Annotated in this window: 18 protein-coding genes; 11 read left to right on the plus strand and 7 right to left on the minus strand. The window is 65.8% G+C overall.

Going from position 1 to position 16,934, the window contains the following annotated elements:
• Positions 1–5: 5 nt before the first annotated feature.
• Positions 6–998 (minus strand): ribose-phosphate diphosphokinase, encoded by a 993-nt coding sequence (locus ABD050_RS00545; protein WP_343887157.1) that lies wholly within the window; start codon positions 996–998, stop codon positions 6–8.
• Positions 999–1,130: 132 nt separating this feature from the next.
• Between ABD050_RS00545 and ABD050_RS00550 the strand changes: the two genes are divergently transcribed.
• From ABD050_RS00550 to ABD050_RS00580, 7 genes are all read left to right on the plus strand, one after another.
• A complete protein-coding gene (locus ABD050_RS00550; protein ID WP_343887158.1) occupies positions 1,131–1,928 on the plus strand; it encodes a 3'(2'),5'-bisphosphate nucleotidase CysQ in 798 nt (265 codons plus the stop codon).
• Between the two features lie 83 nt (positions 1,929–2,011).
• A complete protein-coding gene (locus tag ABD050_RS00555) occupies positions 2,012–2,662 on the plus strand; it encodes a BON domain-containing protein (protein WP_343887159.1) in 651 nt (216 codons plus the stop codon).
• A gap of 150 nt (positions 2,663–2,812) precedes the next feature.
• Entirely contained in the window at positions 2,813–4,621 is a 1,809-nt protein-coding gene (gene acsA / locus ABD050_RS00560) for an acetate--CoA ligase (RefSeq protein ID WP_343887160.1), read from the plus strand.
• A gap of 5 nt (positions 4,622–4,626) precedes the next feature.
• Positions 4,627–5,607, plus strand: a complete 981-nt coding sequence (pdhA, locus tag ABD050_RS00565) for a pyruvate dehydrogenase (acetyl-transferring) E1 component subunit alpha (RefSeq protein ID WP_343887421.1) — start codon at positions 4,627–4,629, stop codon at positions 5,605–5,607.
• On the plus strand, positions 5,604–6,578 hold the full coding sequence (locus tag ABD050_RS00570; protein ID WP_343887161.1) for an alpha-ketoacid dehydrogenase subunit beta: 975 nt from the start codon (positions 5,604–5,606) through the stop codon (positions 6,576–6,578). Before pdhA ends, ABD050_RS00570 begins: the two co-directional genes overlap by 4 nt.
• A gap of 3 nt (positions 6,579–6,581) precedes the next feature.
• Complete coding sequence (locus ABD050_RS00575; RefSeq protein WP_343887162.1) at positions 6,582–7,739, plus strand: dihydrolipoamide acetyltransferase family protein; 1,158 nt, start codon at positions 6,582–6,584, stop codon at positions 7,737–7,739.
• Positions 7,736–7,981 carry an acyl carrier protein gene (locus tag ABD050_RS00580; RefSeq protein WP_343887163.1) on the plus strand — a complete coding sequence of 82 codons (246 nt, stop codon included), beginning with the start codon at positions 7,736–7,738 and terminating at the stop codon, positions 7,979–7,981. Before ABD050_RS00575 ends, ABD050_RS00580 begins: the two co-directional genes overlap by 4 nt.
• A 254-nt stretch (positions 7,982–8,235) precedes the next feature.
• Here ABD050_RS00580 and ABD050_RS00585 read toward each other — a convergent pair whose 3' ends face one another.
• Positions 8,236–8,559 carry a hypothetical protein gene (locus ABD050_RS00585; RefSeq protein WP_343887164.1) on the minus strand — a complete coding sequence of 108 codons (324 nt, stop codon included), beginning with the start codon at positions 8,557–8,559 and terminating at the stop codon, positions 8,236–8,238.
• A gap of 22 nt (positions 8,560–8,581) precedes the next feature.
• Here ABD050_RS00585 and ABD050_RS00590 point away from each other — a divergent pair, with 22 nt between their 5' ends.
• Complete coding sequence (locus tag ABD050_RS00590; RefSeq protein ID WP_343887165.1) at positions 8,582–8,722, plus strand: hypothetical protein; 141 nt, start codon at positions 8,582–8,584, stop codon at positions 8,720–8,722.
• Positions 8,723–8,910: 188 nt separating this feature from the next.
• Here the strand turns inward: ABD050_RS00590 and ABD050_RS00595 are convergent, their stop codons facing one another.
• The 4 genes from ABD050_RS00595 to ABD050_RS00610 form a co-directional block, all read right to left on the minus strand.
• The gene (locus ABD050_RS00595; RefSeq protein ID WP_486387569.1) at positions 8,911–9,351 is read right to left on the minus strand and encodes a GFA family protein; all 441 of its coding nucleotides are present in this window, start codon (positions 9,349–9,351) and stop codon (positions 8,911–8,913) included.
• Between the two features lie 274 nt (positions 9,352–9,625).
• Entirely contained in the window at positions 9,626–10,486 is an 861-nt protein-coding gene (locus ABD050_RS00600) for a trypsin-like peptidase domain-containing protein (RefSeq protein WP_343887167.1), read from the minus strand.
• A gap of 218 nt (positions 10,487–10,704) precedes the next feature.
• Positions 10,705–11,211: an Hsp20/alpha crystallin family protein gene (locus tag ABD050_RS00605; protein ID WP_343887168.1), complete on the minus strand. Its 507-nt coding sequence runs from the start codon at positions 11,209–11,211 to the stop codon at positions 10,705–10,707.
• Between the two features lie 59 nt (positions 11,212–11,270).
• Positions 11,271–11,519, minus strand: a complete 249-nt coding sequence (locus tag ABD050_RS00610) for a hypothetical protein (protein WP_343887169.1) — start codon at positions 11,517–11,519, stop codon at positions 11,271–11,273.
• Between the two features lie 263 nt (positions 11,520–11,782).
• On the opposite strand from ABD050_RS00610, the gene ABD050_RS00615 reads away from it, so the two are divergent.
• The 3 genes from ABD050_RS00615 to ABD050_RS00625 all read left to right on the plus strand — a co-directional run bounded on the left by ABD050_RS00615 (position 11,783) and on the right by ABD050_RS00625 (position 16,048).
• Positions 11,783–13,069 carry a class I SAM-dependent methyltransferase gene (locus ABD050_RS00615; protein ID WP_343887170.1) on the plus strand — a complete coding sequence of 429 codons (1,287 nt, stop codon included), beginning with the start codon at positions 11,783–11,785 and terminating at the stop codon, positions 13,067–13,069.
• 152 nt (positions 13,070–13,221) lie between these two features.
• Positions 13,222–14,109, plus strand: coding sequence for a D-alanyl-D-alanine carboxypeptidase family protein (locus ABD050_RS00620; protein ID WP_343887171.1), 888 nt, complete (start codon positions 13,222–13,224; stop codon positions 14,107–14,109).
• Positions 14,110–14,284: 175 nt separating this feature from the next.
• Positions 14,285–16,048, plus strand: coding sequence for a PHA/PHB synthase family protein (locus ABD050_RS00625; RefSeq protein ID WP_343887172.1), 1,764 nt, complete (start codon positions 14,285–14,287; stop codon positions 16,046–16,048).
• A 13-nt stretch (positions 16,049–16,061) separates the two neighbouring features.
• On the opposite strand, the gene phbB is transcribed toward ABD050_RS00625, so the two are convergent.
• Positions 16,062–16,802 (minus strand): acetoacetyl-CoA reductase, encoded by a 741-nt coding sequence (gene phbB, locus ABD050_RS00630; protein WP_343887173.1) that lies wholly within the window; start codon positions 16,800–16,802, stop codon positions 16,062–16,064.
• Between the last annotated feature and the right edge of the window lie 132 nt (positions 16,803–16,934).

Here is a 16,934-nt window from a genome sequence, read left to right on the forward strand (position 1 = left end):
ATCATTCAATCATATGGCAGGAGATCGCTGACCGGCTCTCCCGCGTGGAGACGGGCGATCACATTGCCGATCAGGCTTGCGGCGCTCACCAGCCGCAGCTTCGCGCGCGCCTGCTCCGGCAGGCCCGCCGGGGGGATCGTGTCGGTGACGACGACTTCGTCCGGACCCTCGGCGCCGAACAGGGCAGGGGCGCCCCCGGTGAACACGCCATGCGCCGCCACAGCGATCACCCGCTCGGCGCCGGCATTGCGGCAGGCGTGGGTCGCCCGGACGATCGTCGTGCCGCTGCTGATCAGGTCGTCGACGATGATCGCGGTGCGCCCCGCGACATCGCCGGCGAAGAGCGTGCCCGACACGACTCCCATGCTGCGGTGCTTGTCGAGGATCGCCTTGCCAGCGGCACGGCCGAGCCGCCGCTCCAGGCGCGTACGGAAAAGCTCTGCGCGCTTGGCGCCGCCGGCGTCGGGGGAAACCACGGCGACCGGCCCGTTGCCTAGGCGGGACGCGAGATCCTCGACGAAGAGGTCGGGGGTCGGCACATGCTCGGGGCGGCACGACCGGAACGCATTCTCGAAGGCGCTGACATTGTGCGCTTCGCACGTGACGATGCAATCGGTCCGCATCGCCTCGAACAATGCGGCGACATAGCGCGAATTCACCGGATCGCGCGGCTTGGTGCGGCGGTCCTTCCGGCTGAACGCCAGATAGGGCGAGACGGCGGTTACGCGCGTGGCGCCCGCATCCTTGAGCGCGCCGATGAAGAACAGCAGGCGGACCAGCTTGTCGTTGGCCGATTGTGCGGGGTCGCCATTGAGGTTCTGGATGACGAACACATCGCGTCCGCCCACTTCGACCAGCGGGCGGGTCTTGTGCTCGCCATATTCGAAATCACGCTCTTCGTGCGCGGCAAGCGATCGGCCGAGATGCGACGCCACGGCCTCAGCGAAGGTCCGGCTCGTCTCGAGTCCGAAAAGGATCATGTCCGGGGCCTTGGTCATCACCATCTCCTTGGCGGAAGAGGCCCGCAATCCGGCGACGGGACCAGCGCCACGATGATGGTCACCAAAATCTTCCGCCATTGGGACTTATCCGGATTCCCGGGCGGTCTGCCCGTCCCGACAACGCTCGCGATGGATGATGAGAATCTCGCTGCGCTCATCGCCGATACCGCCGGGCGAGTGCTTCAGGTGCTCGCGGCGAGCGAACTATGGGCGGGTGCCGCAAAGGGCGGAGCCGCGGACAGACTCTCGAACCAGGTGATTCTCGAGGCGCTCCGCACCCATCGGCCCGAGGATGCGATCCTCTCCGAAGAAAGTAGCGACGACCCAATGCGGCTCGGCCGGAGGCGCGTCTGGATCATCGACCCGCTCGATGGCACGCGCGAATATTGCGATGGCCGGGACGATTGGGCCGTTCAGGTCGGCCTGGCTGTGGGTGGCGTGGCCGAAATCGGCGCGGTTGCGGTCCCGGCGCGGAATGCCCTGTGGCGCTCGGATCGCCCGCCGACGCTTCCCCCGAGCTCCGGGCGGTTGCGGCTCCTGGTCAGCCGGTCGCATCCGCCTGCCGGGATCGGAAGGATCGCGGCGGCCCTGAATGCCGACATCGTGCCGATGGGGTCGGTCGGCGTGAAGGTTTCCGCGCTCCTCGAGGGCGTGGGTCAGGTCTATGTTCATTACGGCAGCCTTTTCCAGTGGGACAGCTGCGCTCCGGTCGCGCTTGCGCGCGCCGCTGGGCTCGACACCAGTCGGCTTTCGGGTGAGGCGCTCGCCTATAATGGTCCCGGAACCGCGCTCCCCGATCTGGTGATAAGCCACCCCGCCGTGACGGCCGAGGTACGCGCGGTGCTCGATCGCCTCCTTCCCTTGGAAACCACCGACGGCCCCGGCGTAGCGCGACTGTCCTGCTCGCCTCCGGATATAAACGGATAGGCGGCCGGGGGCTGTCGGAGAATGTTCTCGCGTCCCGATAAGGACTCCCGGGCAGCTGCCCAGATGAGGTGTGGAGAATTGCGATGAAGACCGACAGCGAACTGCAACGCGACGTTCTCGATGAACTGGAATTCGAACCCCAGGTCGACCATGCCCATATCGGCGTGACGGCGAAAAGCGGCGTGATCACGCTTACCGGCTTTGTGCCCAACTATATGCAGAAGATCGCCGCCGAGCACGCGGCGGCGCGCGTCAAGGGCGTCAGGGCGATCGCCGAGGAAATCGAGGTTCGCTTGGCGAACGACCCCAAGACATCCGATCCCGAAATCGCGGAGCGCATCGTCCAGGTCTTTCGTTGGGACGTGAGCGTTCCCGACGACAGGATTCAGGTGCGTGTCGAGCATGGCTGGGTCACGCTCAGCGGCGAAGTCGACTGGAACTACCAGAAGAAAGCCGCTCAGGCCGCAGCCGGCAAGATCACCGGGGTGAAGGGTATCAACAACCGGATCGAGGTGCGCGCCGAGCCCTCGCCGAGCGACGTTCGCGAACGCATCATGGCCGCGATCAAGCGATCGAGCGCGATCGACGCGAGCGGGATCGATGTGACCGTGAGCGGCCATACGGTCAAGCTCAGCGGTGAAGTACATGGCTGGAACGAACGCCGCGTTGCCGAACAGGCCGCCTGGGCAGCACCCGGCGTGACCAAGGTGGAGGACGACATCGTCTTCGCCTGAGCCGCCGAGAGGCCTGGCCGGCCCGCGGGACCGGCCAGCCTCACCGCAGGTCGGCTTGCGGTCGTGAACACGAGTTGGGCAATTCCCTGGTTACGCCGCGCAGGCGCACGCCGGAAGGGGGTTGCCGGAACGCCAGGAGAGCGCGCGAACATGTCCGATCGAGCCAAGACCGCCGTTGCTTCAGCCAGATTCGGTATGGGCTTGGAAGAGTCGCGGGCGGCTTCCAGGACGATCCGCAAGTCCGCGGCGGACCGTGCTGCCGCGAACCTGCCCCACGAGACGGCCCGCCTGACGCTCGGCTGGGAGGTCTATCGACGCTGGCTCGACGGGCTGCCCGGCGGGTGTCTCAACATCGCGCACGAGGCGATAGATCGTCACGTGGCGCACGGCCGCGGCGGACGCGAGGCGCTCCGCTGGCTTGCCAAGACCGGCGATCGGCGCAGCTACAGCTATGCCGACCTCAAGGCTCATACCGACCGGTTCGCACGCCTCCTCTCCGATTTGGGCCATGGCCGTGGTGCGCGCGTGTTCGCACTGCTTGGCCGTGTGCCCGAACTCTATGTCGCCGCCCTTGGCGCCCTCAAGGCGGGCGGGGTGTTCAGCCCGCTCTATTCAGCTTTCGGTCCCGAGCCGGTGCGCGCGCGCATGACGATCGGCGAGGCCGACATATTGATCACGACGGCCGCCGATTACGCGAAGAAGGTCGCGCCGTGGCGGGCCGAACTACCCAGCTTGCGGCACGTCCTGATTGTCGATGGCGCGGGCATCGACGGTACAATCGATCTTGCCGCGACGCTGGCGCTGACCGAGCCGGCCTTCGAGCTCGTCGCGACACGCCCGGAGGACATGGCGCTGCTCCATTTCACCAGCGGCACCACCGGCCGGCCCAAGGGAGCAATCCATGTCCATGAGGCGGTGGTGGCGCATCACGCCACTGGCCGGCTGGTGCTCGACCTTCACGACGACGATATATTCTGGTGTACCGCCGATCCGGGTTGGGTGACGGGCACATCTTACGGCATCATCGCGCCGCTCACCAATGGCGTGACGATGGTGATCGACGAGGCCGATTTCGACGCAGAACGCTGGTACGAAATACTCGAGCGCGAGCGGGTGACCGTCTGGTACACCGCGCCCACGGCGATCCGCCTTCTCATCAAGGCGGGAGCCGAGCTCGCCGGCCGTCACGATCTCTCGCGGCTGCGCTTCATGGCAAGCGTCGGCGAACCACTCAACGCCGAGGCGGTGCTGTGGAGCCAGGACGTGTTCGGCCGGCCGTTCCACGACAATTGGTGGCAGACCGAGACCGGCGGCATCATGATCGCCAATTTCGCCGCGCTCGACGTCAAGCCGGGCTCCATGGGCAAGCCGCTCCCCGGCGTCGAGGCGGCGATCGTGACGGTCGACGGAGAGGAAGTGGCTCTTGTCGAAACGCCGATGACGGTCGGTCAGCTCGCGCTGCGGCCGGGCTGGCCGGCGATGTTCCGCGGCTATCTTCACGAGGAGGCGCGCTACGCGGCGTGCTTCAAGGGCGGCTGGTATCTGACCGGCGATCTCGCGATGCGCGACGCCGACGGCTATTATTGGTTTGTCGGGCGCGCCGATGATGTGATCAAGTCCTCGGGGCATCTGATCGGGCCCTTCGAAGTCGAGAGCGTGCTCATGGAGCATGCTGCCGTCGCCGAAGCCGCCGTGATCGGCGTTCCCGACGAGCGCGCCGGTGAGGTCGTCAAGGCGTTCGTGACCTTGAAGCACGGCGTCGAGCCATCCGAGACGCTCCGCAAGGATCTTCTCGGCCACGCCCGCAAGCGCCTCGGCGCGGCGATCGCGCCGCGTCAGATCGAAATCCGACCCGAGCTTCCGCGCACGCGCTCGGGCAAGATCATGCGGCGATTGCTCAGGGCGCGCGAACTCGGGCTGCCCGAGGGTGATCTCTCGACGCTGGAGACGGTCGCGTGAGCGCCATGGGCGACAAGGTGCAGCTCGATCGCGCGCATTGTCTCGAGCTGCTCAGGCAGATGCTGCGAATCCGCCGCTTCGAGGAGAAATGTGCCGAGCTCTACACGCTGGAGAAAATCCGCGGGTTCCTGCACCTCTATATCGGCGAGGAGGCAATCGCCGTCGGTGTGATGGAGGCGCTCGCCCCCGACGATGCCGTGGTCGCCACCTATCGCGAGCATGGGCACGCGCTGGTGCGCGGCGTTTCCGCCAACGCGATCATGGCCGAGATGTACGGCAAGCAGCAGGGGTGCAGCGGCGGGCGTGGGGGGTCGATGCACCTGTTCGATGCCACCACGCACTTCTACGGCGGCAATGCGATCGTCGGCGGCGGGCTGCCGATTGCGATCGGGCTCGCGCTTGCCGACAAGATGTCGGTCCGCGCCAACGTGACTGCCTGCTTCTTCGGTGAAGGCGCGGTCGCGGAAGGCGAGTTTCATGAGTGCCTGAACCTCGCGGCCCTCTGGCAGCTCCCGGTTCTCTTCATCTGCGAAAACAATCTCTATGCGATGGGAACCGCGCTCGACCGCTCAGAGGCCGAGACCGACGTCCATTTGAAGGCCCAGGGCTATCGCATCGACTCCGAGGCGGTCGACGGGATGAACGTCGTCGAGGTCGAGGCAGCGGCACGTCGCGGCGTGGCGGCAGTGCGCGCGGGCAAGCCCTATTTCCTCGAGTGCCGCACCTATCGTTTTCGCGCGCATTCGATGTTCGACCCGCAGCTCTACCGCGACAAGGCCGAGGTCGCCTTGTGGCAGGAGCGCGATCCGATCTCGCGCTTTCGCGACTGGGCGATCGCGGCGGGCGAGGTTCACGCCGGGGATGTGGCCGCGATCGAGGCAGAGGTCGCGCGCGAAGTCGGCGCCGCGGTCGCCTTCGCCGAGGCCGGCACCTGGGAGCCGGTCGCCGATCTCCTGAAGCATGCGGGCGCGGAGGCACGGCGATGACCGAGATGAGCTACCGCGACGCCATGCGCGCCGCGATCAGCGAGGCGATGCGGCGCGATCCGCGCGTTTTCCTGATGGGCGAGGACGTCGGGCGCTATGGCGGGTGCTACGCCGTCAGCAAAGGCCTGCTTGATGAGTTCGGGCCCGAGCGGATTCGGGATACGCCGCTGTCCGAAAGCGCCTTCACCGGCGCCGGGATCGGGGCGGCGATGGGAGGCATGCGGCCGATCGTGGAAGTGATGACCTGTAATTTCTCGCTGCTGTCGCTCGACCAGATCATGAACAATGCAGCGACGATCCGGCACATGTCGGGCGGGCAGTTCCATGTGCCGGTTGTGATCCGCATGGCGACCGGCGGCGGGCGCCAGCTTGGAGCCCAGCACTCGCACAGCCTGGAAGGCTGGTACGCGCATATTCCGGGCATCCGCGTGCTGGCGCCGGGAACGGTCCAGGACGCCCGCAGCATGCTCGCGACCGCGCTTGCGGATCCCGACCCGGTGCTCATCTTCGAGAATGCGCTGCTCTATAATGCGACCGCGGACATCGACGAAGCGCTCGCGGTGGACATCGATCATGCTGCGGTGCGCCGCGAGGGCAGCGATCTCAGCCTCATCACCTATGGCGGATCGCTATGGAAGACGCTCGAGGCGGCCGAGCGGCTCGCGAAGGACGGCATCTCCGCGGAGGTGCTCGATCTGCGTGTGCTCCGGCCCCTGGATGAGGAGGCGATCCTCGCGACGGTCGCGAAGACGCGGCGCGCCGTCATCGTGGACGAGGGGTGGCGTTCGGGCGGGCTTTCCGCCGAAGTGATGGCCCGCATCGTCGAAGGCGCCTTCTGGGAGCTCGATGCCCCGCTCGGACGGGTTTGCGCGGCTGAAGTGCCCATTCCCTATGCCAAGCACCTCGAGGATGCCGCGCTGCCCAATGTCGAGCGCGTCGTCGCCGCCGCCCACCAGATCCTTGGACGCTGAGCCGTGGCGACCTTCAACATGCCCTCGCTCGGCGCGGACATGGAGGCAGGCATCCTTGTCGAATGGCTGAAGCAGCCCGGCGACGAGGTGCATCGCGGCGACATCGTCGCGGTCGTCGAGACGGACAAGGGCGCGATCGAAGTCGAGATTTTCGAAGACGGCCGGATCGGGAAGCTGCTGGTGGCGCAAGGGACGAAGGTGCCCGTGGGGACGCCGCTCGCGACCGTTGCGACTGCGGGCGAGGCTGTGGCCGAGCCCGCCGCGACCGCTGAACCGTCCCCCGCTCCAACGCCCGTTCCGATCGCCCAACCCATGCCCGTGACGCCGCTTGCCGTGCACGTCGGCGTCCGTGCGTCGCCGGCGGCGCGCAAGCTTGCGGCTGAGCTGGGGCTGGACCTTGCTACGGTCGATGGGGGCGGGCCCCAAGGCGCGATCATTCGCGCAGATGTGGTGCGCGCGGGGGAGCGCAAGGGCCCTGCACCCCGCCATGGTCTCGACCTCTCGCAAATGCGCCGTGCGATCGCGGCCGCGATGGCCCGGTCGAAGCGCGAGATCCCGCACTATTACCTCGCGCACAGCTTCGAGGTTACTGCGGCCCAGCAGGCGCTCGCGCGCTACAATGCCGAGCGGGCGCCGGCGGACCGCCTGCTGTTCGGCACCTATCTGGTCAAGGCGGTCGCCCTTGCGATGCGCGACTTTCCCGAGTTCAACGGTTTCCACGGCGAGGACGGGTTCAAGCCCAGCACGGCGATCCATGTCGGTGTGGCGATCGCGATCCGGGGCGGTGGCCTCGCCGCGCCGGCGATCCACGACACCGACCGGCTCACCGTCGCGGAGTTGATGGTGAAGATGCGCGACCTGGTCGGGCGGGTCCGGCGCGGCGGTTTCCGCTCATCCGAGATTGCGGACGCGACAGTGACGGTATCGAGCCTGGGCGAGCGCGGGATCGAAACCATGTTCCCGATCATCTACCCGCCGCAGGTCGCGATCCTCGGGTTCGGCGCGGTACTTCCCCGGCCATGGCCGGTCGGCGAGGAGGTGGCGGTCCGCCCGGTTCTGTCGGCGACGCTCTCTGCGGACCATCGTGCAAGCGACGGCCACCGCGGTGCGTTGTTGCTCGAGCGCATTGAGGAACTGCTCGCCAGGCCGGAGGCATTATGACCCGAGACGAACTGCGCGCGATCATTGTCGAGGAGATCGGCAACATCGCCCCCGAGGCGGACGCAAGCGGTGTCGCCGACGACCAGGATTTGCGCGAGGCGCTCGATCTCGATTCGATGGACATTTTCAACCTGGTGGTGGCGCTCAGTCAGCGGCTGGGTATCGATATCCCCGATGCCGAAGCCGGGCGCCTCGTGACCCTGGGCGGCGGCGCCGACTATCTCGCGGCGAAGCGCGGCTAGTGCCGTAAACCGAAGGTTTCGTCGCTTGGACACGATGGTGCGCGACGGTCGGCTGGAACGGTACGCGTGAAGCCTGATCCGGCGATCGATAATCGGTTCGATTCAATCCTGGGAGAGATTGCGGCAGGAGCGCGAGCGGGCGGGATGCTGTCCCGGTTCCGCCCTGCTCTTTGACATGACCGTTTTTTCAAGACGGCGGCGCCGCCATTCGAACCGGTCCGCTGTTCCCGCTGACCCCCGCTGTTCCGCCGCTGTTATCGTCGCTGTTCCCCCGCTGTTATTCCGCTGTTCTTCAATAACAGCGGGATTTCTGGTAAGCCGTTGATAATGATCGAGGAAATTAAACGAAAAATCCAACATAACAGCGGCGAAAATAAAAAATCGCGGATAACAGCGGAAAAACAGCGGCAAACGGCGGCGAGGCTGGACTCGCGGGCGGGTCCGCTCAGGCTCTGGGGATGCCTGCTGACCTGCCCCGGAGCATCGTGCTGAGAATGCCGTTCCTCGCGAAGCCATCGCGCAGCGATGATCGCAAACAGTCGACTAGGTGAAATCGAGCCGGGGTTCGTCTCGAACATCGGCGACAATAGTGGAGCTCACATGGACGTGATTGATATGATCGACGATGCGCCTATTCAGACGACGATTTCAGCGATCTTCTTTTCGATGGAACTCAGTCGATCGACATGGCTGGTCACGTCGCTATCGCCGGGGGCTGGTGACATGCTCGCCTGGCCATGAAGACGGCTCAGACCTGGATTGCAGATCAGGGAGCAGGAAAGGCGCGCGTCAGGTCATGGGGCGGACATCATGCCGCGCATCATTTCGATGGTGCGTTTCGCCCGCTTGCGATCCCGACCCACGCCGGATCGCCGAGGTCGGCTCGAACATCCGCGTCTAGAAAACCGTCATCTGCCACAATCTTGAACCTATAGGTGCCTGATCTCATCGGGAGTGCTGGTCCATTTGTCGTGGTAGCCGTCAACGATACGGAGCGGCGCGGCCAGCAGCTCCTCGACCGGCAGATCGTCGAAAGCTGCCACCTGTATCATCACGTAGTCATCGCCAGCCTCCGGGCGAACAATATGGGTGTGCGTGGAAATCCCGCAGCGAGTGCAGAAATGGTGAGTGCCTCCATGCTTACTGACGAACCCACTCAGCGCTCCGGACTCTGAGCGCAAAACGAAATTGTCGCTGCTGACTTTGTCTGTCTTCCACATTCGTTGCTTCCAGCACAGCCTGCAGTTACATTTACCTGTGCCGTCAGACGGATTGAACGTGGCGGTGAAAGTGATGGCTTTGCAATGGCAAGAGCCGTGATAGGTTCGCTCCACAACGCCTCCGACGCGAGAAATAGGCTGTGCGGGCATAGTCGTTGTGCCGCTCCAACTCCATGCCTGCTTACCGGCGCACTTTCGTTGGGATCGGCAGGCACGCTTCTGTCATCGGGGTCGAATTTTGGGCCTTGACCACACCTCTCCCACGTGAGGGGGGTGGGATTTTCAGCGCTACACGATAGGTCGGCAAGGACTTGGAATAAGCAACCCGAGTCCGATTGCGACCTGCCCGCCCTCCAATCTCGCGATCCAGATTTCCCGCACTACGCTTCAAGCGAAGAAGGTGGGCTCCGGAGGGGAGGGGTCTCTACTTGGTCTCGCCGGCGGCCGGCACGCGGACGCCAGCGACCCGCTCGACGACGGCGCGCGCGACGCGTGACGGGACCGCCAGCCCGATGCCGACACTGCCACCACCTGGTGCGATGATCGCGCTGTTCACGCCGATTGCCTCGCCGCGCATGTTGATCAACGGACCGCCCGAATTGCCCGGGTTGATCGGCGCGTCGGTCTGGAGGTAGCCGATACCGGTCCTGGAAGGCGCGCGAAGCGCGCTTACGATGCCGGCCGTGACGGTCTGCCCCACGCCGAACGGATTGCCGATCGCCACGACATAATCGCCTACCCTGCTGTTGTCCGAATCGCCCAGCGGCAGCTGCTTCAGGCCATGCGCGGGAATGCGCAGGACTGCGAGGTCAGTGCGTGGATCGCTGCCGAGCAATTCCGCGTCAACCTGACGGTCCCCCACGCCAACGGCAATGGCGCGCGCATTCTCGACAAGGTGATGGTTGGTGAGGACGAGTCCGCGCGCGGCGTCGACGACGAAGCCCGAGCCGGCAGAGATCCGCGGCGCGAGCGCCTCGTCGGGCACGCCGAGGAAGAGTCTGTAATATGGATCGCGCAGCAGTGGATTCTCAGCATATGGCGACGCCTGTAAAACGGCGATGTTCACTACCGCGGGCGCGACACGCCCGACCAGCGGGGCGAGGGTCAGCCTGCTGACCGGCACCATATCGGTTTGAACCGCCGTGCGCTCGACTTCATGTCCTGCCGAATGCGCCAAGCCCAGCCAGACGGCAGCCGTGCCGCCGACCGCGCCGGAAGCGAGGCCTGTAGCGGCGAGGAGGACGACCCAGCCGCGCGGGAAGCGCCCAAGTGTCTGGTCGGTCATCAGGGTCCTCATCGCGTTCCTAACCCGGGTGGTGCCCTGGTCCGGAGGGGGCAGTTCAATCAGGCTCCGTGCCGGCAGGCCCGACGTCCGCCTGACTGAATGCCAGGACACGCCGCCGGACCTGACGGATGAGGGCAGGACAGGCCGATGGAATCGTTCGCCGCTGAACCGGGATCAACCTGCCCGCCAGCGCGCGCTTTCATCAGGCGCCGGCGTCATCAGGCCTTTTGGACCTGGATCTTGCGGACCTTCGCTTCGGCTTTCTTGTCCTTGGCGAGCGTCACGGTCAGCACGCCGTCCTTGACCTGCGCCTTGATCGCGTCGGGATCGACATCCTTGGGAAGCGCGATCTGGCGCTCGAACGCACCGTAGCGGCGCTCGCTGAGCATGAAGTCCTTTTCCTTGCGCTCGGATGTCTCCTTCTTCTCGCCGGAAAAGGTAAGCACGCCGTCAGCGACCTTGATCTCCACATCCTTCTCGGAAAGGCCGGGGAGCTCGGCGGTGAGGCGATAGGCATCATCGTCATCGACCATTTCGAGCGCCGGCATCGGGACAAGCGAGCGCATGCCAAAATCGAAGGCGCTGCGCACAGGCACGCCAAAATCCTCGAACAAACGGTCGATCTCGGAGCGGAGCCAGCCCAGCGGCTCGGTGGAAGGGCGCAAAAGGCTGCGCCCGGTCGCGGCGGGCTGCACCTTGGCGGAAGTCGTGACCATGTCGTTCATTGCTTCGTCTCCAATGATGCCCTGAAGGGCGGTTTTGATGGCAAGATTCGAATGAGTCGTCAGGCGAGCGGGGCGGGTTCCCTCTTTGTTTTTGCCGGCTCGGGCGCGATCACCTGGCCGTGCGGATCCTGATGGACCGGCGCCTGGTGGAACGGATGCTCCGGCCACCAGACGCTGATCATGCCGTTCCACCAGGCAGTGCCGAGCTTGAGCCACCCCTGCCACATCTGCATCGCGGGGAGCGCAGTCGAGCCGGGCAACATCGAGTCGAAGCGAGCAGCGGGTTCGGGCGGAGCGTCTTCGGTCATCTCAGCCTCCTCAGTCGTGCAGGGGGATTCTATGGCCGGAGTCGGGGGCGCTCTATCGGTAGATTTACGGAAGCGGCCGCGATGGGGAGCCGAATTCGCCTGCGCGATCGGGCATGCCTCGATCCTCTCGGGCACGTTCGCCAGCGCGGCGACGGCTCTGTGAATCTACCTAGAGACGCGGTGGATGTGTGCAGCGATATCGAACGCCAACATCGGCCGGCCGTCGGAAACCACAAACCGAGCTGCGTGTTTAGAGGTGCGCGATGCCAGGCAAGGACCAGTCTCGAGCAAGTCTTCCGCTCCTCGGTGCCCTCCTTCCGGACCTGATCCGAGTTGGCGAACTGACGATCATCGACGCGCGTGGCGGCCGCAGTCGCTTCGGGCCGGGCGGATCAGGGCCCAAGGTCGTGATCCGGCTGCATGATCGCTTGTTACCGATCAGGCTTGCGCTCGACCCGATGCTCGCCACCGGCGAGGCCTATATGGACGGCAGCCTGACGGTGGAGCAGGGCGATGTTCGGGACTTCCTGCTGGTGGCGACGACCGGTCTCGAATCCGTGCACCGGACCCGCTCGAGCTGGGTGATTCCGACGTTGCTGAGGCTGGGGGAGAGGCTGACGCCGGCCAACGGCCGGCGTCGGGCGCGGCGGAACGTCGAGCATCATTACGACCTTCCGCCCGAGCTCTACGATCTGTTCCTCGACAGGGACCACCTTTATTCCTGTGCCTATTTCCGCACGGGATCGGAAAGCCTGGAAGAGGCCCAGCAGGCGAAGATGCAGCACATCATGGCCAAGCTGCTCCTCGGTCCGGACAAGCGCGTGCTCGACATCGGCTGCGGCTGGGGTGCGCTGGCGACGACGATCGTCGAAGAGACAGGCGCGTCGGTGACGGGTTTGACCCTTTCGGCCGAGCAGCTTGCCAGCGCCAATGCCCGCGCTCAGCGCCGTCATGTCGCCGACAAGGCGCAGTTCGTGCTGCGCGACTATCGCGACGAACAGGAACGCTATGACCGGATCGTCTCGGTCGGCATGCTCGAACATGTCGGCCGGCACCATCTCGACGCCTATTTCTCGAAGGTTGCCGGGTTGCTCGAGGAAGACGGCGTCGGGCTGATCCACTCGATCGGTTCGGCGATCGGAGCATCGGATCCGCGCGCCAGCAAGGACCGATGGATGGACCGCTACATTTTCCCCGGCGGTTATATCCCCGCGCTGTCCGATGTGATGCCCGCTGCCGAGCGCGCCGGGTTGTGGATCACCGACGTCGAGGTGCTGCGGCTTCATTATGCCGAGACGCTGCGCTGCTGGTGGGAGCGTTTCCAGGCGCGGCGCGGCGAAGCGGCGGCGCTGATGGGCGAGCGGTTCTGCCGGATGTGGGAATTCTATCTCGCCTCGGCCGAAACCGGCTTTCGCAACGGGCGGCTGATGGTCTTCCAGCTCCAGCTTTCTCGCAGCCGCGAGGCGGTACCGCTTACCCGCGACTATATCGCCGAAGCTGAGGGGCGCTTCGAGACGCCGGCCGGGCGGCGGCGCGTGGGCGCCGCCTGACTCGCGCGGACGCTCATCTCTCGGACATCCAGGCGCAAATCCTTCCTCTCGAGTGACGCCGTTCATCGCAGGTTCGTCGGGCGTTCGCCATCACTGCTCCAGGACGCACATGCCTGCGGTCCGGCCCGCCGGGAGGGTCTGAAGGGGATTGGGTGGTGCTGGTGCGCAAGATACTGTTGTTGGCGGCATCGGCGGCGGTCCTGGTCGGGTTGGCCGCGCCGAAGGCCGAGGCGCGACACCGCTCCGCGCGGCACGTCGCCGTGCGCCACCCCGCGCCGCACGTCTCTGCCCTGGTCGTGAATGCCTATACCGGTGCTACCCTGTACGCCGATGCACCGGACCGGATCCGAGCGCCGGCGTCGCTCACCAAGATGATGACGATGTTTCTCGCCTTCGAGGCACTGCATGACGGGCGGATAACGCCGACCACCGCGATTCCGATTTCGCACGGCGCGGCGCGCCAGCCACCGTCGCGCCTCGGTATCGCGGCCGGCAAGTCGCTGCCGGCCGGAGATGCCCTGCGCATCATTGCGGTCGACTCCGCGAACGACGTGACCGTCGCATTGGCCGAGGCGCTGGCCGGCAGCGAAAAGCGCTTCGTGCAGCAAATGAACGCCGGCGCGGGGCAGCTCGGCATGCGTGACACCCGTTTCGCCAATGCCACAGGATTGAAGAACCGCGGAAACCGCACCACCGCGCGCGACATGGCGACGCTGTCGATGGCCTTGATCCGACGCTATCCGGGCTATTACGATTATTTCAGTACCCGCACGGTGAGGTGGCAGAGTCGCCTCATGCTGAACCACAATCACCTGCTCGGCAAAGTCCCGGGGGTCGATGGAATCAAGACCGGCTATACAGTCGATGCAGGCTATAATCTTGCGGCATCGGCCAAGCGACAGGGCAGGCGGATCGTGGTGATCGTGCTCGGTGCCCGCACCGCCGCGGCGCGTGATGCGCGCGTTGCCAACCTTCTCGAGCTGGGCTTCCTGCCCGGGGCAAGCGCGCATGGCGCACCGCGACCGCGGCAGCGGAAGTAGCGGTCAGGCGGACCGTCCCTGCGAGCGTCGTCGCTTTCGACGCCACATGTTACCGCCGCGACAATCCGCCAGCCCGCTCAGCTGGCACGCCTACGTAGCTTTGCGAATTGGGTGCGCTCTTTCAGACCGGCAGGTAGGCGCAACGCGGCAGGCCTTTCCCGGACGAGAACGATTCATGGAACCACTCCCATCTGCCATTTCGGAAGCACCTGACCCCTTCGAGGAAACAGCCACGCTGGCCGATCGCCTCGCTGTTGCGATGGTGGCGCAATTGACCCGGGGTGTTTCCCCGACGGCACTGGCATCGGCCTGGTTCGACTGGGTGAGCCATCTCGCCTTCGCACCCGGCAAGCAGGCGCACCTGGCGATGAAGGCGGGCCGCAAGGAGATGCGCCTGGCCCGGTTCGCTGCCGGCAGCCGGCCCTGGTCGCCCGCCGATCCGGTCATCGCGCCGCTGCCGCAGGACCATCGCTGGGACGACCCTGCCTGGCGCGACCTGCCCTATGCGCTGTGGCAGCAGGGCTTCCTGCTCTGCCAGCAATGGTGGGACGCAGCGACGCGCGATGTGCCGGGTATCGATCCGCATCACGAACGGGTGGTCAATTTCGTCGGACGCCAGATCCTCGACATGCTCGCCCCCTCCAACGCGATCCTGACCAATCCGGTGATCCAGCGGCGGATCGTGGAGACTGGCGGCGCCTGCCTCGTCGAAGGCGCGCAGCTGCTGCGCGAGGATCTCGAACGGGCCCTTCGCCACAATCCTCCCGTCGGCGCCGAGGCGTTCCGGCCGGGCGAACAGGTGGCGGTCACGCCGGGCCAGGTCGTGTTGCGCAACGAGCTGATCGAACTGATCCATTATGCACCGACGACGGAAAAGGTGCGGCCCGAGCCGATCCTGATCGTACCGGCCTGGATCATGAAATATTATATCCTCGATCTGTCACCCGAGAACTCGCTGGTCAAATGGCTCGTCAGCCAGGGCTATGATGTTTTCATGATCTCATGGCGCAATCCGGACGGATCGCTGCGCGACATGGGCATGGATGCCTATCGCCGGCTGGGCCCGATGGCCGCGCTCGACGCGGTACAGGCAATCACCGGCGCGGCCAGGGTGCACGGCGTCGGCTATTGCCTGGGCGGCACGTTGCTCGCGATCGCGGCGGCGGCGATGGCGCGCGACGGCGATGCGCGGCTCGCCAGCCTCAGCCTCTTCGCGGCGCAGACCGAGTTCAGCGAGCCCGGGGAACTCGGCCTGTTCGTCGATCCCTCGCAGGTCGAGTTCCTCGAGGACATGATGTGGACGCGCGGCTATCTCGACACCTGGCAGATGGCCGGCACGTTCGAGTTGCTCCGCTCCAACGACCTGATCTGGTCGCGGCTGATCGGCGAGTATCTGATGGGCAGGCGCCCGCCGATGAACGACCTGATGGCATGGAACGCCGACGGGACGCGCATGCCCTATGCGATGCACAGTGAATATCTGCGCCGCCTGTTCCTGAACGACGATCTCGCCGAGGGCCGCTTCCCGGTGGACGGGCGGCCGGTGACCCTGTCGGACCTGCATCTGCCGATCTTCGCGCTCGGCACCGAGACCGATCATGTCGCGCCCTGGCATTCAGTGCACAAGCTCCACCTCTTGACCGACAGCGAGATCACCTCCGTACTGACCTCGGGCGGACATAATGCTGGGGTCGTGTCCCCGCCCGGCCATCCGCATCGCAGCTATCGCGTGCTGACGCGCGAGGCCGACGGCCCTTATCTCGATCCGGTGCGCTGGGAACAGCAAGCCGCGCGCCGGGAGGGCAGCTGGTGGCTCGAATGGGGCGCGTGGCTGGCGGCACGGTCGGGCGAACCGGTCGCGCCGCCGCCGGTCGCGGCACCTGACAAGGGTTATCCGGTGATCGAACCGGCACCGGGAAGCTATGTCCTTCAGGCCTGAACGGTGAGGGCCGTCAGGCCATATATTGGCCCCCGTTCACCGAGAGCGTCGCGCCTGTGATGTAGCTGGCCTCCTCGGCGCAGAGAAAGGCGACGCAGCGCGCGATTTCCTCAGGCCGAGCGAGCCGGCCCACGGGAATGCGGGCAACGATTTTGGCCAGGACATCGGCGGGTACCGCGCGAACCATGTCGGTGTCGGTATAACCGGGCGCGACGGCGTTGACCGTCACCCCATCACGCGCGCCCTCGAGCGCGAGCGCCTTGGTGAAGCCCAGGATGCCGGCCTTCGCCGCTGAATAGTTGGTCTGGCCGAACTGGCCAGCCTGGCCGTTGATCGAGCTGATATTGACGATCCGCCCCCATTTGCGCGCGCGCATGCCGGCGAACACGGCATGCGCCATGTTGAAGCACCCGCTCAGATTGACGTCGATCACCTCGCGCCATTGCTCCGGCTGCATCTTTGCCAGACTCGCATCGCGGGTGATGCCGGCATTGTTGGCGAGAATGTCGACCGGGCCGAGCGCGGCCGTCACCCGGGCGATACCGTCGACACAAGCCTGATAGTCGGCGACCGACCATTTGAAGGCCGCGATGCCGCTCGCCTTCGAAAAGGCGTCGGCGCGCGCGTCGTCATGCGTATAGGTCGCCGCGACGGCGTAGCCGGCCTGATGGAAGGCGCGGCAGATGGCGGCGCCGATGCCGGTCGTGCCGCCGGTTACCAGGGCCACCCGGTGAGCATTGGGTGTGGATGCCATTGTCATGCTCCTCGAAAAGCCGCGATCCGAAGGTCGCTACCGCGGTCCAACAGGGCCAGGCATTGGGAATGCTACGGATGGGCCAATCGAGGCTGGTCGGGCTATGGGTCACCTGATAGCACCACCCGGCCG

The organism is Sphingomonas oligophenolica (assembly GCF_039522915.1).
Taxonomy (GTDB): Bacteria; Pseudomonadota; Alphaproteobacteria; order Sphingomonadales; family Sphingomonadaceae; genus Sphingomonas; species Sphingomonas oligophenolica.

Bases quoted from the DNA above. Each gene is read 5' to 3' on its own strand.
- ABD050_RS00550 (WP_343887158.1), top strand. From the start codon at position 1,131: ATGGATGATGAGAATCTCGCTGCGCTCATCGCCGATACCGCCGGGCGA.
- ABD050_RS00610 (WP_343887169.1), bottom strand. From the start codon at position 11,519: ATGACCGAAGACGCTCCGCCCGAACCCGCTGCTCGCTTCGACTCGATG.
- acsA (WP_343887160.1), top strand. From the start codon at position 2,813: ATGTCCGATCGAGCCAAGACCGCCGTTGCTTCAGCCAGATTCGGTATG.
- pdhA (WP_343887421.1), top strand. From the start codon at position 4,627: ATGGGCGACAAGGTGCAGCTCGATCGCGCGCATTGTCTCGAGCTGCTC.
- ABD050_RS00615 (WP_343887170.1), top strand. From the start codon at position 11,783: ATGCCAGGCAAGGACCAGTCTCGAGCAAGTCTTCCGCTCCTCGGTGCC.
- ABD050_RS00585 (WP_343887164.1), bottom strand. From the start codon at position 8,559: ATGTTCGAGACGAACCCCGGCTCGATTTCACCTAGTCGACTGTTTGCG.
- ABD050_RS00605 (WP_343887168.1), bottom strand. From the start codon at position 11,211: ATGAACGACATGGTCACGACTTCCGCCAAGGTGCAGCCCGCCGCGACC.
- ABD050_RS00570 (WP_343887161.1), top strand. From the start codon at position 5,604: ATGACCGAGATGAGCTACCGCGACGCCATGCGCGCCGCGATCAGCGAG.
- phbB (WP_343887173.1), bottom strand. From the start codon at position 16,802: ATGGCATCCACACCCAATGCTCACCGGGTGGCCCTGGTAACCGGCGGC.
- ABD050_RS00595 (WP_486387569.1), bottom strand. From the start codon at position 9,351: ATGCCCGCACAGCCTATTTCTCGCGTCGGAGGCGTTGTGGAGCGAACC.
- ABD050_RS00590 (WP_343887165.1), top strand. From the start codon at position 8,582: ATGGACGTGATTGATATGATCGACGATGCGCCTATTCAGACGACGATT.
- ABD050_RS00555 (WP_343887159.1), top strand. From the start codon at position 2,012: ATGAAGACCGACAGCGAACTGCAACGCGACGTTCTCGATGAACTGGAA.
- ABD050_RS00580 (WP_343887163.1), top strand. From the start codon at position 7,736: ATGACCCGAGACGAACTGCGCGCGATCATTGTCGAGGAGATCGGCAAC.
- ABD050_RS00600 (WP_343887167.1), bottom strand. From the start codon at position 10,486: ATGACCGACCAGACACTTGGGCGCTTCCCGCGCGGCTGGGTCGTCCTC.
- ABD050_RS00545 (WP_343887157.1), bottom strand. From the start codon at position 998: ATGACCAAGGCCCCGGACATGATCCTTTTCGGACTCGAGACGAGCCGG.
- ABD050_RS00625 (WP_343887172.1), top strand. From the start codon at position 14,285: ATGGAACCACTCCCATCTGCCATTTCGGAAGCACCTGACCCCTTCGAG.